Origin of the sequence: Providencia sp. PROV003 (assembly GCF_045040775.1) — a bacterium.
In the GTDB taxonomy this organism is placed as follows: domain Bacteria; phylum Pseudomonadota; class Gammaproteobacteria; order Enterobacterales; family Enterobacteriaceae; genus Providencia; species Providencia huashanensis.
In genome coordinates, this window is record NZ_CP096369.1 from 3,104,657 (window position 1) to 3,121,384 (window position 16,728).

At 37.2% G+C, this 16,728-nt stretch carries 16 protein-coding genes; 9 read left to right on the forward strand and 7 right to left on the reverse strand.

Going from position 1 to position 16,728, the window contains the following annotated elements; translation table 11 throughout:
- Positions 1 to 261 precede the first annotated feature (261 nt).
- The 3 genes from M1F14_RS14185 to M1F14_RS14195 all read left to right on the forward strand — a co-directional run bounded on the left by M1F14_RS14185 (position 262) and on the right by M1F14_RS14195 (position 2,357).
- Entirely contained in the window at positions 262 to 651 is a 390-nt protein-coding gene (locus M1F14_RS14185) for a RidA family protein (protein ID WP_042843774.1), read from the forward strand.
- Positions 652 to 678: 27 nt separating this feature from the next.
- Positions 679 to 1,644 carry a threo-3-hydroxy-L-aspartate ammonia-lyase gene (locus M1F14_RS14190; protein WP_071548092.1) on the forward strand — a complete coding sequence of 322 codons (966 nt, stop codon included), beginning with the start codon at positions 679 to 681 and terminating at the stop codon, positions 1,642 to 1,644.
- An 83-nt stretch (positions 1,645 to 1,727) separates the two neighbouring features.
- Entirely contained in the window at positions 1,728 to 2,357 is a 630-nt protein-coding gene (locus tag M1F14_RS14195) for a transcriptional regulator (protein WP_042843776.1), read from the forward strand.
- Positions 2,358 to 2,367: 10 nt separating this feature from the next.
- Here M1F14_RS14195 and M1F14_RS14200 read toward each other — a convergent pair whose 3' ends face one another.
- Positions 2,368 to 2,904 (reverse strand): metallophosphoesterase, encoded by a 537-nt coding sequence (locus M1F14_RS14200; protein WP_071548091.1) that lies wholly within the window; start codon positions 2,902 to 2,904, stop codon positions 2,368 to 2,370.
- 245 nt (positions 2,905 to 3,149) lie between these two features.
- Here M1F14_RS14200 and M1F14_RS14205 point away from each other — a divergent pair, with 245 nt between their 5' ends.
- The gene (locus tag M1F14_RS14205; protein ID WP_071548090.1) at positions 3,150 to 4,040 is read left to right on the forward strand and encodes an alpha/beta fold hydrolase; all 891 of its coding nucleotides are present in this window, start codon (positions 3,150 to 3,152) and stop codon (positions 4,038 to 4,040) included.
- 51 nt (positions 4,041 to 4,091) lie between these two features.
- Here M1F14_RS14205 and M1F14_RS14210 read toward each other — a convergent pair whose 3' ends face one another.
- Positions 4,092 to 4,976, reverse strand: coding sequence for an ATP-binding protein (locus M1F14_RS14210; protein WP_071548846.1), 885 nt, complete (start codon positions 4,974 to 4,976; stop codon positions 4,092 to 4,094).
- A gap of 190 nt (positions 4,977 to 5,166) precedes the next feature.
- Positions 5,167 to 5,379, reverse strand: coding sequence for a hypothetical protein (locus tag M1F14_RS14215; protein ID WP_181469305.1), 213 nt, complete (start codon positions 5,377 to 5,379; stop codon positions 5,167 to 5,169).
- 138 nt (positions 5,380 to 5,517) lie between these two features.
- Here M1F14_RS14215 and M1F14_RS14220 point away from each other — a divergent pair, with 138 nt between their 5' ends.
- Together M1F14_RS14220 and M1F14_RS14225 are read left to right on the forward strand one after the other, a co-directional pair.
- Positions 5,518 to 6,675: an iron-containing alcohol dehydrogenase gene (locus M1F14_RS14220; protein WP_071548089.1), complete on the forward strand. Its 1,158-nt coding sequence runs from the start codon at positions 5,518 to 5,520 to the stop codon at positions 6,673 to 6,675.
- Between the two features lie 595 nt (positions 6,676 to 7,270).
- On the forward strand, positions 7,271 to 8,461 hold the full coding sequence (locus M1F14_RS14225) for an MFS transporter (protein ID WP_105881025.1): 1,191 nt from the start codon (positions 7,271 to 7,273) through the stop codon (positions 8,459 to 8,461).
- A gap of 24 nt (positions 8,462 to 8,485) precedes the next feature.
- Here the strand turns inward: M1F14_RS14225 and M1F14_RS14230 are convergent, their stop codons facing one another.
- Positions 8,486 to 9,652 carry an MFS transporter gene (locus M1F14_RS14230; protein ID WP_181469304.1) on the reverse strand — a complete coding sequence of 389 codons (1,167 nt, stop codon included), beginning with the start codon at positions 9,650 to 9,652 and terminating at the stop codon, positions 8,486 to 8,488.
- Between the two features lie 523 nt (positions 9,653 to 10,175).
- Here M1F14_RS14230 and M1F14_RS14235 point away from each other — a divergent pair.
- Positions 10,176 to 11,408 (forward strand): MFS transporter, encoded by a 1,233-nt coding sequence (locus M1F14_RS14235; protein WP_129465910.1) that lies wholly within the window; start codon positions 10,176 to 10,178, stop codon positions 11,406 to 11,408.
- A 212-nt stretch (positions 11,409 to 11,620) separates the two neighbouring features.
- Here the strand turns inward: M1F14_RS14235 and ada are convergent, their stop codons facing one another.
- Positions 11,621 to 12,679 carry a bifunctional DNA-binding transcriptional regulator/O6-methylguanine-DNA methyltransferase Ada gene (gene ada / locus M1F14_RS14240; RefSeq protein ID WP_048607206.1) on the reverse strand — a complete coding sequence of 353 codons (1,059 nt, stop codon included), beginning with the start codon at positions 12,677 to 12,679 and terminating at the stop codon, positions 11,621 to 11,623.
- Between the two features lie 103 nt (positions 12,680 to 12,782).
- Positions 12,783 to 13,961 (reverse strand): MFS transporter, encoded by a 1,179-nt coding sequence (locus M1F14_RS14245; protein ID WP_181469303.1) that lies wholly within the window; start codon positions 13,959 to 13,961, stop codon positions 12,783 to 12,785.
- A 115-nt stretch (positions 13,962 to 14,076) separates the two neighbouring features.
- Between M1F14_RS14245 and M1F14_RS14250 the strand changes: the two genes are divergently transcribed.
- Entirely contained in the window at positions 14,077 to 14,973 is an 897-nt protein-coding gene (locus tag M1F14_RS14250) for a LysR family transcriptional regulator (RefSeq protein WP_048607211.1), read from the forward strand.
- A 40-nt stretch (positions 14,974 to 15,013) separates the two neighbouring features.
- Here M1F14_RS14250 and M1F14_RS14255 read toward each other — a convergent pair whose 3' ends face one another.
- Positions 15,014 to 15,868, reverse strand: coding sequence for an AraC family transcriptional regulator (locus M1F14_RS14255; protein ID WP_166684932.1), 855 nt, complete (start codon positions 15,866 to 15,868; stop codon positions 15,014 to 15,016).
- Between the two features lie 147 nt (positions 15,869 to 16,015).
- Here M1F14_RS14255 and M1F14_RS14260 point away from each other — a divergent pair, with 147 nt between their 5' ends.
- Positions 16,016 to 16,558, forward strand: a complete 543-nt coding sequence (locus tag M1F14_RS14260) for a GNAT family N-acetyltransferase (protein WP_042843782.1) — start codon at positions 16,016 to 16,018, stop codon at positions 16,556 to 16,558.
- Positions 16,559 to 16,728 lie beyond the last annotated feature (170 nt).

Here is a 16,728-nt window from a genome sequence, read left to right on the forward strand (position 1 = left end):
GACCACTTCTCATTATTAGCTGCTAATAAAAATAATACTGCTGCCCGCTATACTACCCCAAAACTTTCGTTAACACCGGATAGTGTCGCTTTTGCTAACCATGTTACTGAAAGATGTTCTTTACATTACTCGAATAGCTTTGCTCACGTTTAAACGCAGACCTCATGTTATTTAGATGGAAAACATTGACTAAACATATAATCCAATATTAGACTAAAATTCCAATGCAAGACCACCGTTGTGATAGATAACAAGGTAAATATGAACCAATCAATTAAATATGCGAATGCCTCTACATTAATTCCCCCTAAAGGGCATTATTCTCATTGTGTTAGCGCTAATGGGTTTGTTTTTATATCGGGGCAATTACCTATTGATGCTTTGGGTAATGCCGCCACAAACATATCTTTTACCGAGCAAACCAAGCTTGTGCTCAATAATTTGCAAGCCTGCCTAGATACCGTCAATTGTACTAAAGCCAACTTGGTGCAAGTCCGTATTTATATTACCGATATGAATAACTGGAATAGTTTTAACCAAATTTATGCTGAGTGGATCGGTAATTACCGCCCCGCTCGTGCTGTTGCTGGGGTTTCAGAGCTCCACTTTGGCGCCGCATTAGAAATCGAAGCCACCGCTGTATACGCTTAAAATTTGATAATTTATTGAGGTAATATCATGACTGAGTTAACTTTGCCAAGCTATCAAGATATTGAAGATGCCGCCCAACGTATTTTAGGTTTTGCCCATAAAACGCCTGTATTAACATCAACCACTGCAAATAAACAATTTGGGGCTGAATTATTTTTTAAGTGTGAAAATTTCCAGCGTATGGGTGCATTTAAATTTAGAGGCGCATTCAATGCGTTAGCACAATTAAGTCCAGAACAAAAAAAAGCAGGTGTTATTGCTTTTTCATCAGGTAATCATGCTCAAGGTGTTGCTTTGGCCGCACAGTTACTCGATATCCCAGCAACAATTCTAATGCCAAATGATTCCCCTGCGGTCAAAGTAGCTGCCACCCAAGGCTACGGGGCTAAAGTTATACACTTTGATAGATATACCGAAAACCGCGAGCTACTTTGCCAACAACTCGCTAAGCAACATGGGTTTACCATTATCCCGCCCTATGACCATCCACATATTATTGCTGGCCAAGGTACTACTGCTAAAGAACTCATAGACGAAGTTGGGCCATTAGATGCCCTTTTTGTGTGCTTAGGTGGTGGTGGTTTGCTCTCAGGCTGTGCTATTGCCACAAAGCAACTACTCCCTGATTGCCAAATATATGGTGTCGAACCACTTGCGGGTAATGATGCACAACAGTCATTTTATCGCGGTGAAATTGTACATATTGATACCCCAAAAACCATTGCAGATGGTGCCCAAACCCAACATTTAGGCCATTATACTTTTGAAATTATTAAAAATATTGTCAATGATATTTTTACCGTTACTGACCCGCAATTAATCGACTGTATGAAGTTTTATGCTGAACGCATGAAAATTATCGTTGAACCAACGGGTTGCTTATCTTATGCAGCAGCTCTGGCTAACAAAGAACGACTGCAAGGTAAACGAGTGGGGATTATTGTCAGTGGAGGGAATGTGGATATTCATCACTTTGCTCAGTTAATATCCTAACCCCATAATTGCCTATCACCTGTTAGATACATTAAAAATAGTTTAAAATTAGGGTTTCGATACAAGATAAATAAGGGAGAATAATGTCAGACCTAAAAGAAAATTCATTACTTGCGCAAATAGATATTATAGCAAAAGGATTAAGCGAAACATTTGCCCCTTTTTGTGAAGTAGTGGTTCATGATCTTAAAAAACCTGAACATTCTATTCTCTCTATTCATAACAATTTATCTGGTCGCCAAATCGGTGAACCTACAACAGAGTTAGGCCTTGCAAGAATTGAGTCTCCTGATTTCCCAAATATCATAGCCAATTATACCAACCAGTTTACGGATGGACGCCCAGTAAAAAGTACCTCGATTGGTATAAAGGATGATTCTGGGCAATATGTCGCTGCGCTTTGTCTTAATTTAGATATGACGCTATTCAGGGGAATGCAAAGTATGTTGTCTCAATTTATCGAAGTGGGAAATAGCCCTATAAAAGAACATATTGAACCCAATGGCACAGAGGCAATTCGCATCCGTATTGACCAATATGCAGCTTCGTTAGCTACCACAGCGCGTACTTTAAAAGCTGAGGAACGGAAAAATTTAATTGAGATATTACGAAATGAAGGCTTACTGGATGTAAAAAAAGCAATGGAGACTGTTGCTCAACACCTTGGGATTTCAAGAGCCTCGGTGTATTTATACGCTAAGAAAGCAAGCTAGTTTTGCTTCCTTAGCCATTTACTTTTTTTAAAATACTTTTAATGCTTATTGGGTAAAAATCATTTACATCAACACCCACATTGATTGCACGTGAACCCAATATTTCTAAGCGTTTACGTTGCTCAGGGTCTTTACCTGAATTATGCACATGCCCATATAAATGAATAGCGTCACGGAAAAAACCTTGCCATTCTAAAATTGGGTAGTGAAATAACACAAATTTTTGCTTTTGGTATTCCAATTCATAGTAGCTTCGTACCCATTCAAATAAGGACGTGTCAAACTCTGGGTCATCCAAAAATTTATCATGGTTGCCCCGTATGAGATATTTCTTCCCAGCTAAACGACGTAATATTTTATTTGCATCACTGCCGTTCCCTTTATATAAAAAATCACCCAATATGTAGATCTCATCATAGTCCGTAACATAAGCATTCCAGTTATGAATTAAAGTATCATTCATGTGGTTAGTGCTTCGAAAAGGTCGATCACAAAGATTAATTATATTAGAGTGACAAAAGTGCGTATCTGAAATAAAGTAAATCATATAAAACCCGAAAAAAGATATTAATTGTCATTATGTTAAAAATGATAGTATTCAAATAAATATGCGCTATCCCCTATATCATAACGTACTTGTAATTAATAACCTTACAGAATTGACCTAAAAATCCAATACCTCCTACATAGAGGTTAGCGTTAATTGTTGATAGTTTTTATCTGTTTTTATCACTCGCATTGGACGCGAAATTGCGGCATAAATAATACAACATTCAAAATATCGGAAACAAAATGACCAATCCTTCCTCAATTTCTCTTTTCTATGATTCATTTGGTATAGCGAAAAACCCTGCTGTTGTGTTGATCCCAGGTTTGGGTGGCCATAATATCAGCTGGACTTCGGCGTTTTGCCAACAAATTGCAGATGCAGGCTTTTATGTTATACGTGTTGATAACCGTGATTCAGGATTGTCTTCCCACATCGAACATTTTCCACCAATCGTTTTAAGTGAATTGATTGGAAAAATGCAAACTGGGGAACAATTTGTTATTCCTTACACTTTATTAGATATGGCTGAGGATATAATTCGCCTACTCGACTTATTATCTATTGATAAAGCACACATAATTGGCCGCTCAATGGGGGGGATGATTGCACAGTTGGTTGCTGCGAATTACCCGCAACGTATACTATCCCTTTGCCCAATTATGTCTTCATCAGGGAACCCCGACCTGCCACAAAGCGAACCCGATGTAATGCAAATGCTGATGAGCCCAAGCCCCAACCCTAAAGAAAATTTAGAGGGGTACTTAAGCGGTCAATTAGCATTTTACCAACGCATTAGTTCCTCTATTTGCCCATTTGATGAAAATTATTATCGGGATTATGTGCTGCAAGCGCTTGCTCGAAATTATTCCCCAGAAGGAACTAAACGGCAAATGGTTGCTGTGGCTATGACGGGTGATCTTCGGCCTTATATCAAAAGTATAGATGTACCAACATTAGTTATTCATGGTTCCATTGACCCTTTGTTCCCATTAGCTGCAGGTCAGGATATCGCAGAGAATATAATGAATGCAAAATTAGAAATCATTGAGGGTATGGGGCATGAAACACCTCCGGCTCTAAACTCGCAAATTGCAACTCTGATTATTACTCATTTAAAGCAGAACCAAGTTTAGCTTGGTTAGTACCTATTTATGGCTCTATAACTGAGCCATAAATATAGGTGATTATAACCATCCTTGTTTTTTATGTTGCGCACAAATGGGGCAAATATTGATGTTTTCTTCCCAAGATGAAAATGGTAGATGGCAAGTATGGCACTGACCATCATAATAGTTAAAACTAATCGGTTCGCTATTTTTAGCCGTATGCGCGTGGACATGAATAGATTGCGGGAAACAAACTACTTGGCAGCTCATACACCCCGTACACCGCTTTTCATCTATTAAAAATTGGTTATTTTCGATGTTTATCGCATGTTCATCACAAACTTTTGCACAAGCACCACATAAAATACAGCTTGCTGTATCAAGCTCTACTCTAAACCAGCTATCCTCAGGGTAAAATTGTTTCCTTGCATTTAACCCCGTTTTTACTTGGCCTTTATCTAACGGTTTCTCGTCCAATTTTTGACGGAATAACATCATTCGACGCCCGGTATCCACCTGTGCCGGCTGTACAATACGTAATTGCCAAATCGGTTCTTGTAGCGTTTTTAACTTTAAATTCAATGAGGCAACTGTTGGCAGCCACTTGTCTACCAAAGGCTCTGCTATCTGTATGCCGCGAATGCCATATTGCCGGTGCCAAACAATTAACTCATCTGCATTGGCGACAGGTTCATCGTGGTTAACCACCAAAAAGTCACCTTGATAGGTTCGTTCATGAGGAGCAATATTCTCAATAGCGTCAACAGGGCAAGAAAATAAACAGTTACCACATTGAAAGCACAGTTCATTATCAATTGCAGCTGCCATATGGCTAAAAGACACCGCACCAACCGGACAACTCGTCGCACAATTGTCACAAATACTATTTTTTAATCGTTTTCTGACACAGTTATTATTAATTGTTGGCTCTGGTGGAAGTTCTAGATTAATAAAACGTCTCATCATTCTGCACTCCCATCGTAGCAATAAATACGAATGTAAAAATCAACATTCACCTACTCAACGCTCACATTTTACCATTAATCTAAGGTTTATTTTAGTACAACACATTGTAGATAAAGATGATTTAGGCTAACTAATATGTCAAAAAACATAAAGATTTAACTATTTCAATCACCTAGTAGGCGGGAACTCATTTATAGTTAAAAACTTTATGTTTTTTTAGCAATAATAACTTATACAGTACTAGTTTATTGGTGCTGCTAACAGTGCATTTCTCATATAACTTTTCAACGTGCATGACTGGGTCCCAGCCAGCTTGTATTAGCGCAATACTTTTACGACCAAAACTACTGATTTCATCTTGTATACGCATCCCTGCAAGTGTATTAGCTAAACACCCCATATATCATACAAGTCAAAATTATATGCTGGTTATATATCACTACCATAGCTATATAATTTGTATCTAATACATTTAGGCGCTAAACTTGATTAGTTAACAAAAACCAAGTCCACCCACTTTTAAGGCTAAGGTTTATCTATGAATAACTTCGAATTTTATAACCCAACACGCATCGTTTTTGGTAAAGATAAAATCGCTGAACTTGACAGGCTCATTCCACAAAATGCAAAAGTTCTCATCCTGTTTGGTGGCGAAAGCGCCCGAAGGACAGGTACATTGAATGAAGTTGAGCAAGCATTAGGCACGCGTCAATTTGATCTGTTTGGTGGAATTGAAGCTAACCCTCGTTATGAAACGTTAATTAAGGCCGTTGATAAAATAGAGAAAGAAGGCTTTGATTTTTTACTTGCCGTTGGTGGTGGGTCTGTCATTGACGGTGTTAAATTTGTGGCAGCAGCGGTTAACTACCCTGGTGATAAGTGGGAAGTTGTTACCAACAGAGGCTCTACAATCAAAACAGCTTTACCTTTTGGTACCGTTTTGACATTACCAGCAACAGGTTCAGAAATGAACAAAGGCTCCGTCATTACAAGGGAAGAATTACACTCAAAGTTAGCATTTATGAGCGATTATGTTTTTCCTCAGTTCTCGATTCTTGACCCTGTAAAAACATTTACCTTACCTCCTCGACAAGTCAGTAATGGTGTTGTTGATGCCTTTGTACATATTGTTGAGCAATATTTAACCTACCCTGTTAATGCTAAAGTACAAGACTCATTTGCTGAAGGTTTACTAAAAACGTTAATAGACATTGGTCCTAAAGCACTTGAAACACCTCATGACTATGATATTCGCGCTAATTTAATGTGGGTTGCAACATTAGCATTAAATGGGTTGATTGGGGTTGGCGTACCGCAAGATTGGTCTACCCACATGTTAGGCCATGAAATTACAGTGTTATATGGTTTAGACCATGCACAAACATTAGCTATCGTACTTCCTTCAATGCTGCTCGAAAAACTACCACAAAAACAGGAAAAATTAGCCCAGTACGCAGAAAATGTGTGGGGGGTTACCGCTGGTTCTCAATCAGAGAAAGCCATCAAAGCTATTGAGCTGACAAGAGCGTTTTTTGAAAAAATGCAAGTAGGCACACGCTTTAGTGATTACCAGCTTACCCAAGATGTCATTGAGCCATTAGTCAACAGTCTAAAAGCACATGATATGGTCAAGCTGGGTGAACACCAAGATATTACTTTGGACGTTAGCCGCCGAGTGTATACCGCAGCCTTATAACGGCTATGTAAAGGTTGTACCTTCAACCTTTTTAATGAAGCCCGTTAATGTTTTCTTGACCACATTTGCATTGATAGGTGATTATTTCTAATAAACAAAATAATCACCTACTTAATTGTAATTTCAGGTATGTCCAAACCTGTATTACATGATTTTCTTTGCGCTAACCACCTAACCTTATAGATTGACTCAATCTAGGTTTATCGGTTATTTGGAGGGGAGATTTTTAATCAGTGAACCACTGTAATACCACCCCCCATCAAACTCGCTAAAGCCATTATTAATCATAATTAGGTTAATCATTTACCTTGATTGAACGCCCATTTGTTTGCATCCATACCTATAAAACTACATCGGCCATAATTAGCCTAAGTTACTCATATTTATCTATCTAGCATATAACGTTTAATTAGATATAAGGGCGCTTTAATTACCAGATTTTTAATTGTGAATGGTAGATTAGCATTAGCAAAATATTGTTTTCGATTCAGAGCATTATTCCCCATTTCTCACTGCTCTAAATTTATGTATTTTATAGCTTACAGACCCTTTTATACAAAATTTTAACAACAATTATGAGTTAGGTTGTGAGCCAATGCTTTCTAAATTTAATATATCAAACAGCGCATTACTTGCATCGTCACTACTCTTAACGATAGGACGTGGCGCAACATTGCCCTTCATGGCAATTTACCTAACTCGAGAATACCAAATGGCAATTGATATTGTCGGTATAGCCATGTCACTGGCAATGGTTATAGGTGTTTTATTCAGTATGGGCTTTGGTATGCTTGCTGACCGGGTTGATAAGAAACGCTGCATGTTATTTGCTGTGTTAGCTTTTATTTTGGGGTTTATCGCTATCCCCACAGTAAATAATGCTATTTTAGTTATCGCGTTCTTTTCTCTTATTAACTGCTCATATTCTGTGTTTTCTACGGTCTTAAAAGCCTATTTTGCGGATACACTCACAGTCTCTTTAAAGGCAAAGATATTTTCCTTAAATTATACCTTTATCAATATCGGTTGGACTATTGGCCCCCCCATTGGTACTTGGTTATTAATGTACAGTATTAACTTACCATTCTATTTAGCCGCTATATCAGCTGCTCTACCAATATTTTTTATACAACGTTTTGTACAAAGCATAAAACCAACGCCATTAGAAAACGGAAACATACGTAAATGGAACCCACTGAGTATGCTAAGTGATCAAGTCTTAGCATGGTTTATTTTATCCACATTTTTGGGTTCATTGGTTTTTGGTACTTTTACCACTTGGATTTCGCAATATGCAATTACTGTGGCAAGCAGTGATTTTGCTCAGGTTGTTATTGGGGTAATTTTACCTGTGAATGCAGTCGTGGTCGTTACATTACAATACACCGTAGGGAAGCGTATCACCCCGGATAACCTAAAAAAATTAATGACCTTAGGCAGCTTATTCTTTATTTTAGGCTTAGCAACTTTTATGAATGCACATGAAAATTTATACCTCTGGGCGGCAGGCGCTTTTATTTTTACATTAGGTGAATTAATTTATGCCCCAGGAGAATATATGTTAATTGACAGTATTGCACCGGAAGGCATGAAAGCGAGTTATTTTTCAGCCCAATCCCTTGGACTATTGGGCGGTGCATTTAACCCTATGTTAACTGGTGTTGTTCTTACTGAGCTTCAGCCACATTTCATTTTTATTATTCTCATGTTTATTACCTTTCTGGCATGGTTATCCATGTTAAACGGGATGCGACTACGCAAAAAACAATTATTACGCACCGTATAGTGCGTTACCGTTAGTGCTCCATCATTAACGGTAACGCCTATTTTTCCTGACCCGTAAATTTAGCGTAGCCATAACGAGAAAAATTGCGCTACTAATTATTAAGATGACTGAAAGTACTAAAGTTGAGAGATTATTTTCAGTCACCAGCAGTGAAAATGCAGGTATTGTAATTAATAAAGCTAAATTATTTATGCTTTCTGAAACAGATAATACTAATCCTTTATTTTTAGTACTCTCTTTAGCCAATAACGAGGTACTGACCGGTGAAGCCACCCCTAATGCTACCCCTATAAATAACAAGCAGATACAATCACCAACTAAGGGTAATTTTCCTGTAATAAATAACACTAAAGCAACCAATATTCCTAATAAAATTAGGATTAGTTTAGCCGCATCCTGTAGTTTATATTTTGCTATTTTCGCAACCAAAGCATTACCAATGAACAAGCCAATACCAAATAACCCCATAATGATACCAATCTCAGCTGTTTCTAATGCAGTTCTTTGTCTTATAATTTCCCCTGACAATAAAAAGATACTAACTGAAACCCCGTTCCATAATCCCTTTGCTATGATCAAACGTAAAATATTTGCTTGTATTAAGCAGCTCAATGAGTGGGGATAGGTATGGTTTTTTTTAGAACTCGGCAAGATAAACCATGATATAGAAAATGCGAATAAGCCACATAAACTCGTTAATATAAAAGGCGAATACCACGCAAAATATTGAACTAAAATACCCGCTAACATTGGCCCAGTCACAATGCCAACGGTCATTCCCATCATGACACTCCCCATCGCGGCTGCTTGTTTTTCTCTTTTTATCACATCGGCTATAAGGGAAAAAATAACGGGAACTAATGCCGCTGATGCCACTCCCCCTATAACGCGGAAAATTACAGCAACCGAAAAATTAGGCGAAAAAATAATCGCCAAACTATCTAGTGATAATAACAATATTGCAGTGAGTAAAATTTTTCGCTTATCTATTCGGTCAGAAAGGTAACCAATTAGAGGTGCTGTGAGTGTATATGCCAATGCATAGGACGATATCAGCCAAGGAATTTGTTCAGACGAAACTTCAAATGCCAGTGCTAGTGGCGACATTATTGAGGACAACATAAATTCTGTAGTCCCAACTAGATATACAATAACAGCAGATAAAAATAATACATTACGATTAGAGGTCATAGTATCCCCTTACGAGTGAAGTAATTAATATGATTTGAGTTTTAGATTTAATAAATTGAGTCTAAATTTAATGAATCGAAGAAATTAGATTTTGGGCTATAAGATGTCAAAATGAACGCAACTCGGCTAAAGTCACATAGTTTGAGGTGAGTGAAATGGGGTATTCTAGGTTAGTAATTAGGTAGGTTTCATCTAATTTAACACTAATTACGAGGCTAATGCAACTTTTAGTTTAACCTTATGGTTAACTATTTCTTATATTTAATTACCTAAACAACCCTCTTTTTAAATACAAATTATTAACATTTCGGTGAGTATGTAATAATGCTTATAAAAGTAACAATGTAATATTTAATTTATAATAAGCCGCTTTTACATCAAAAAAAAGCCCAAAATTATATTTTATAATATGCAAGAAATAACCAATAGATGCTTGTATACATGATTATTAAATGAATTTGTGTAAGTGATTAATTTAACAATTACATGAAAGTATATTTAGACTAGGCAAGGATGTATAAATATGAATATAACAACTCGATTAAAGATAGTTTCATTTTTACAATTTTTTATATGGGGATCTTGGTTAGTTACATTTGCGTCCTATCTTTTCAACACCCTACACTTTAAAGGTGGTGAAATTGGGTTAATATTCAGTGCATTAGGGATATCCGCTCTATGCTCACCAGTTATCATAGGGTTTATTGCAGATAAAATTAATAACCGTAAACTAGTTTATATCGCTTCTCATTTTATTTCTGCTTTATTCTTACTAGCGATGGCTCATAGTCATTCAATAACCCTACTGTTCATTATGACATTAATCCACCTAATGTTTTATATGCCAACAATTTCAATCTGTAACAGTATTGTTTTTGAAATGTTAGAGGAGCAAAAGCTTAGCTCTGATATCTATTTCCCTAAAATACGAGTCTATGGCACAGTTGGCTTTATTGTCGCTATGTGGACTATTAGTCTATTAAAACTTGAAATGAGTTTTTATCAATTATATATCAGTGCTGCTGCATCTATTGTTTTAAGTATTTTTTCTGTTTTCTTTATATCGATTAAAAGAGTTAATACATCAAAAAATAAAAAAATTAGCTGCCAAAATATTATTCAGCTATTTAAAAAAGGTAGAGTCGCTGTATTTCTATTTTTTGCTATGCTACTCGGTTCTGTATTGCAAATAACCAATACCTTTGGTGTTCCTTTTTTGCAAGATATGGCTCTAGCTCCTGAGGCTAAGGGTTCTGTTTTCTCTGCGTATCCAACCATATTCTTATCAATATCACAGTTTTCTGAAATTATTTTTATTCTCCTTTTACCTATTTTGCTGAAAAAAATTAAAATTGAAACGATCCTATTGCTCAGTATGATTGCATGGATTTTACGCTTAGGATTATTTGCTTATGGTGACTTCACCTCCATAGGCACCATCGCCCTCTTCTTATCAATGGTTGTGTATGGCTGTGCATTTGATTTCTTCAATATTGCGGGAGCCCTATTTTTAGAAAAAGAAATCGCCCCTGAATTTCGTTCCACAGCACAGGGCGTTTTCACGACTTTAGTTAATGGGTTCGGTACTTTTTTAGGCGCAGTGCTTTGTGGTTGGGCAATTGAACTCAATACAGTTGAAGGTATTGTAGATTGGAAAACTTTTTGGCTAATATTTACCGGGTACACAGCAAGTTTTACGGCTTTATACCTTATCTATATGTTGTTCACTAAACATAATAAGGCTGAATCTATGTAATTGTTCATAATCACAAGCTCCCAAAGATAAACCTAAATCAACTTTACTCATGACTGCTAATGGGCTGTAGAACGATAAGCTAAGCGATTAGTACTTTAATTTTAAAGTACTGATTAATTTTTTGGGGGGCGTCTTTTACACCATCGACTCACATTAAGCTTTAGTTAACTCATCATAAAAGATGACCAATACTAAATGACTTATTATTTAAATCATTTACGTTGAGATTCTTTTAACAATAGTGCTTGTTTACGATCTATTCCCCAGCGGTAACCGGAAAGGTCACCATTATTTCTGACCACGCGGTGGCAAGGTATCGCTACAGCTAATATATTTGCAGCACAAGCACTCGCAACTGCCCTAACCGCTTTAGGTTGGCCTATTTTTTCTGCTATCTCACTATAACTTACTGTTTTACCAGCGGGTATATCACGTAATGCATGCCATACCCGTTGCTGAAATGCAGTACCTCTAATATCTAATGGTAGGTCAAAACCAATTTCGGGTGCTTCAATAAACCCCAAAACTTTCGCAATCACTTTTTCAAACTTATCGTCACCTCCGATAAGATCAGCTTTAGGGAACTTATCTTGTAAGTCTCTCAATAGCTGCTCAGGGTCGTCTCCCAGTAAGATAGCACAGACACCTATTGGGCTTTGAGCAACCAATACAGTTCCTAATGAACAAGCAGCGAGAGCAAAATAAATTTTGCTGCCACCCCCTCCTGATTTCCAAGCGCTTGGGGTCATTCCTAGCCGCTGTATTGCCGTTTCATAAAAGCGGCTGTTTGATTGGTATCCTGCATCATAGATAGCATCAGTAATTCGTTCTTGTTGCTGAAGTTGACCTTGTAATTTTTCGTGTCGCAGACCGTTTGCATAAGCTTTTGGCGTTAAACCTGTGTGCGCCTTAAATAAGCGATGAAAATGGTAACGGCTAATTCCAACGTATTCTGCAAGTTCAGTCAGTGTCAACGGCCGGTTTTGCTGTTCAATGTAACGGCAGGCCTTTTCTATTTTTTCCTTATAAAATTGGTTTAATTGTGCCGTTTCTGTACGTTGACGTTTACCGGGACGATAACCTTGCTTAATGGCTTGTTGCTCATTATCGAAAAACTCAACATTATCTCTATTCGGTAAACGCCCCGCAGCAGAAGGATGGTTATAAATTAATGATGTTTTCACACCATAAACAAAATGACCATCTGCATTTTTATTACGTTCGACTACGGCTTGCCAACGTTGCTCTGGAGATTTCCACATATTAACCATCGCTATGACCCCTATTCCACTTTAGAATTATTGCGTTAATTATCAACATTGGGCTAGCACAGAAACTCCGAACCTTGCTTTTTAATTATTCAATCGCTACTGGCTAACTACACGCCACTTCCGTTACGAGTTTTGTATTAGCATTTCTGCGAGAAATAACCAGAATAACACTGATGCCTAAAACAGCAATTAACGCCCCAATAAAGCTAATCATTGAATAGCTATAACCATGAGATAATATAACTCCCCCAATAGCGGCTCCAATCGCATTACCTAAATTAAAAGCCCCAATGTTAACAGAAGAAGCTAAAGCTTGTGCCCCCGTCGCAGCATTCATAACAAGCATTTGGATTGGTGGTACAATACCAAAACTAAAAATACTCCAAAATAATAAACCAGCACCAGCCCCGATTGAATTTACCGCGATAAATGGAAATATAGCCATACTGGACGCTAACATAATAAAAAATACAATTAAGGTACCAAACAATGATTTATCAGCAAACAGCCCTCCAATATAATTACCAATGGTAAAGCCAATACCAATAATTACTAACATCATGGTGATCATTTGATCTGAAGCTTGGATAAATTCCATTAACATTGGGGTTATATAGGTATAAAGTGTAAACATCGCACTGGCACCTAATACTGTTGAAAGCATCCCTAGCAATACCTGAGGTCGTCGCAGAATAGCTAATTCGCTTTTCACATTCACTTTTTTACCCGTCAGATGGCTAGGTAATGCCAAAACCAAGCTAATAATCGTCAATATACCTAAAGCAGAAATCAAATAAAATGCCTGACGCCAGCCTATCATTTGAGTTAATTTAGTCATTAATGGTACACCACCAATATTCGCTATTGTTAGCCCCATAAACATCGCTGCTATTGCACTGGCTTGTTTACCCGTTGGTACTACACTAGCGGCCACCATTGCGCCTAACCCAAAAAATGCGCCATGGTTTAAGCTGGTAATAAAACGAGAAAGTGACAGCGTCACTAAATCAGGTGACATGGCAGATAATAGATTCCCTATAGTGAATATTGACATTAAAAATATTAAAGCCATTTTCGGTCGTCTATTTGCTAAAAGTAATGTCATGATTGGCGCACCAATCATCACCCCTAATGCATATATCACTACAATAGAACCTACTGATGGTATGTCTACCTGAATATTTTGCGCGATATAAGGTAACATTCCCATCGGTGAAAACTCTGTTGCTCCAATAGCAAACGCACCTATCGCCAAAGCCAATAATGCTGTGTTTATTCTCATTCAAAACCCTTATTAAAATACATTATGAGTGCTGATTAATAACCCGAATTCTTTCATATTGAAACACAATGAAAAAGGCGTTAAGGTGAAAATGACTTTTGCCGGAAATGCAATAATGAAAATAACATTTGAAGAACTGCAAACCTTTATTAGTGTTGTCGATTGTGGCTCAATTACCGCTGCTGCTGAGCAGTTAAACGTCACTGTCTCAACTGCAAGTCGTCTATTACTTAGGCTTGAAGAAAAAGTGGACACTACCTTAATATATCGCACAACACGCTCAATAAAACTCAGTGATGAAGGTGCTGCATTTTTGCGAAAAGCGCGAGAAATTGTTAACCTCACTCAAGAAGCGGAAGAAATGCTATCTACCCGCCAATCTATTCCCTCTGGCGTATTACGCATTGATGCATCAACCCCGTTTCTCACTCATGTTATTGCACCATTAGTCCCTTTGTTTTATCAGCATTACCCACAAGTTGAACTTGAAATCCATAATTATGAAGGGATAACAAATTTATTAGAAAAACGGATTGATGTTGCCTTCCGTATTGGTACGCTTAAAGACTCTTCCCTTAACGCCACCTTACTTGGGTATAGCCAAAAACGGTTAGTCGCAAGCCCATCTTATTTAAAGCAGTATGGCGTACCACAAAATATTGATGAACTAAATAAACACTGCATATTAGGCTTTACACAGCCTGATACCTTGAATGTATGGCCGATAAAAACCAACGATGAAAAATTGTTGAAAGTTACGCCTAATATTGCAGCTGCAAGTGGCGAGGTCCTATTTCACCTCGCTGTTCAAGGGGCCGGTATTTTATGTTCAGCAGATTTTGTTACGGCGGATGCGCTTGAAAGTGGGCAATTATTACAAATTTTGGAAAGTAAAACTGTGGTGACTCGGCAACCCATTAATGCCGTGTATTATCGCAACCAAACCGTTTCCCCTCGATTACGCTGTTTTATTGAGTTTATAAAAAAATATTCAACTAAAATTGAATCCTGAATCCTGAATCCTGAATCCTGAATCCTGAATCCTGAATCCTCTATTCAGCAACCTTGTCTTTTTTATGTAATGCGTTTTTAAACCTTGTTAACGTCATACCCGTATGGCGTTTAAAATAACGGCATAAATAGGACGTATCCTCGAAGTTTAATTCACTCGCTATTTGCTTAATAGATAATTCACCAACCTCTAATAATGCTTTAATTTCTAGAGTAACTTGTCTATCAATCAATGCTTTAGGTGGGTCATTAAAAAAGGCTTGGCTGATTTTCGATAAATAAAAAGGGGTAATTGCTAATTCATTCGCATAAAACTTCACCTCTTTATGTTGTTTGCAATGAGTCGTAATTAAATCCCAAAAGCGCCAACACAACTGTTCTTGTCGGCTTCTTTCCATCGGTTTATTTAGTTTATTTTGAGCCCCATTGCTAATCTCTAAAAATAGATTTTGTAGGTGATTTTTTAATTGCAATTGCCAATATTCGCCACGGCTTGATACGATTTCAAATAAAATATGCCGCCAGCTTTCAAGTACTGTTTTTTTCCCAGCTGGGATAGTAATAATCGGATATTCATTAAAAAATGAAAACAATTGGTTTGGCAATGAATAAGCGATTTCAGTTGCAAATTTTTTCTCAATCAATAGATACTCAATCTGAAAATTGCGTGATTTAGCCTTTAACATCGCAAAAGTATCATCATATAACACCATGATATCACTTTTGCCAACAGTGTAATGTTTGAAGTTAATATTAAATACCGCTGCCCCTTGCCTGCATATACATACAGTGACATAAGATGGCCTTATTGGGGTCAATTGCATTTCATCCATATTCGTATTACCCAAACAAATCACATCCAATAATTCAATTTGATGTTTTTTTATACGAAGCATCTTTTCCTCTTTCACCTTCGATTTGTTTAAATCATAGCAAATGAGTTGTCATTTGTACCCAAATTGGAGATGTATTGCCCTTTTTTGTTTTTCATAAATACCTAAAATAGCCTCCAATATCAAATAGGCATGATAAGGAGCTTTAGGATGATACTTAATACCAACAGGTTAGTTTTGCGCCCTTGGCAAGAAACAGATGCAAGTGATTTATATTTTTATGCAAAAGATAAACGAATTGGCCCAATAGCTGGTTGGCCCCCTCATCAAAATGAAGAAGAAAGTCGAATAATTATAAAAAATATTTTTATGCGTGAAGAGATCTATGCTGTTACGCTAAAAAATGACAATCGAGCTATCGGTTTAATTGGCCTATCCTTTAACCACGAAAGTAATTTCCCGATTGGTGATAATGATGCAGAAGTGAGTTATTGGATTGGTGTACCATTTTGGGGAAAAGGTTTGATCCCAGAAGCAATGTCTGAAATCATGCGCCATGCCTTTGTTGACTTGAAATTAGATAATTTATGGTGCGGGTATTTTCAAGGCAATCAACAATCTAAAATAGCCCAAGAGAAATGTGGGTTCAAATATCATTCAACCCTCGCCCCACAGTATATTGAGCTCATTGCAGAAACTAAAACAGAAGATATTAGCCGAATTACAGCCCAAGAATGGCTATCATTACAATAATTGTTTATTACTCACCAAGCAGCCATAAATTCAATATGGCTGCTTTTCATTGGTTACTGTTCCCCACGTTTTTCAAACTGCATAAAATTATTCTACCCTGTTGTTATTAATGCTATGATTTTTCGATAATTATAAAGTTATAACATTTTTATTTTATAAAGGATCACAGG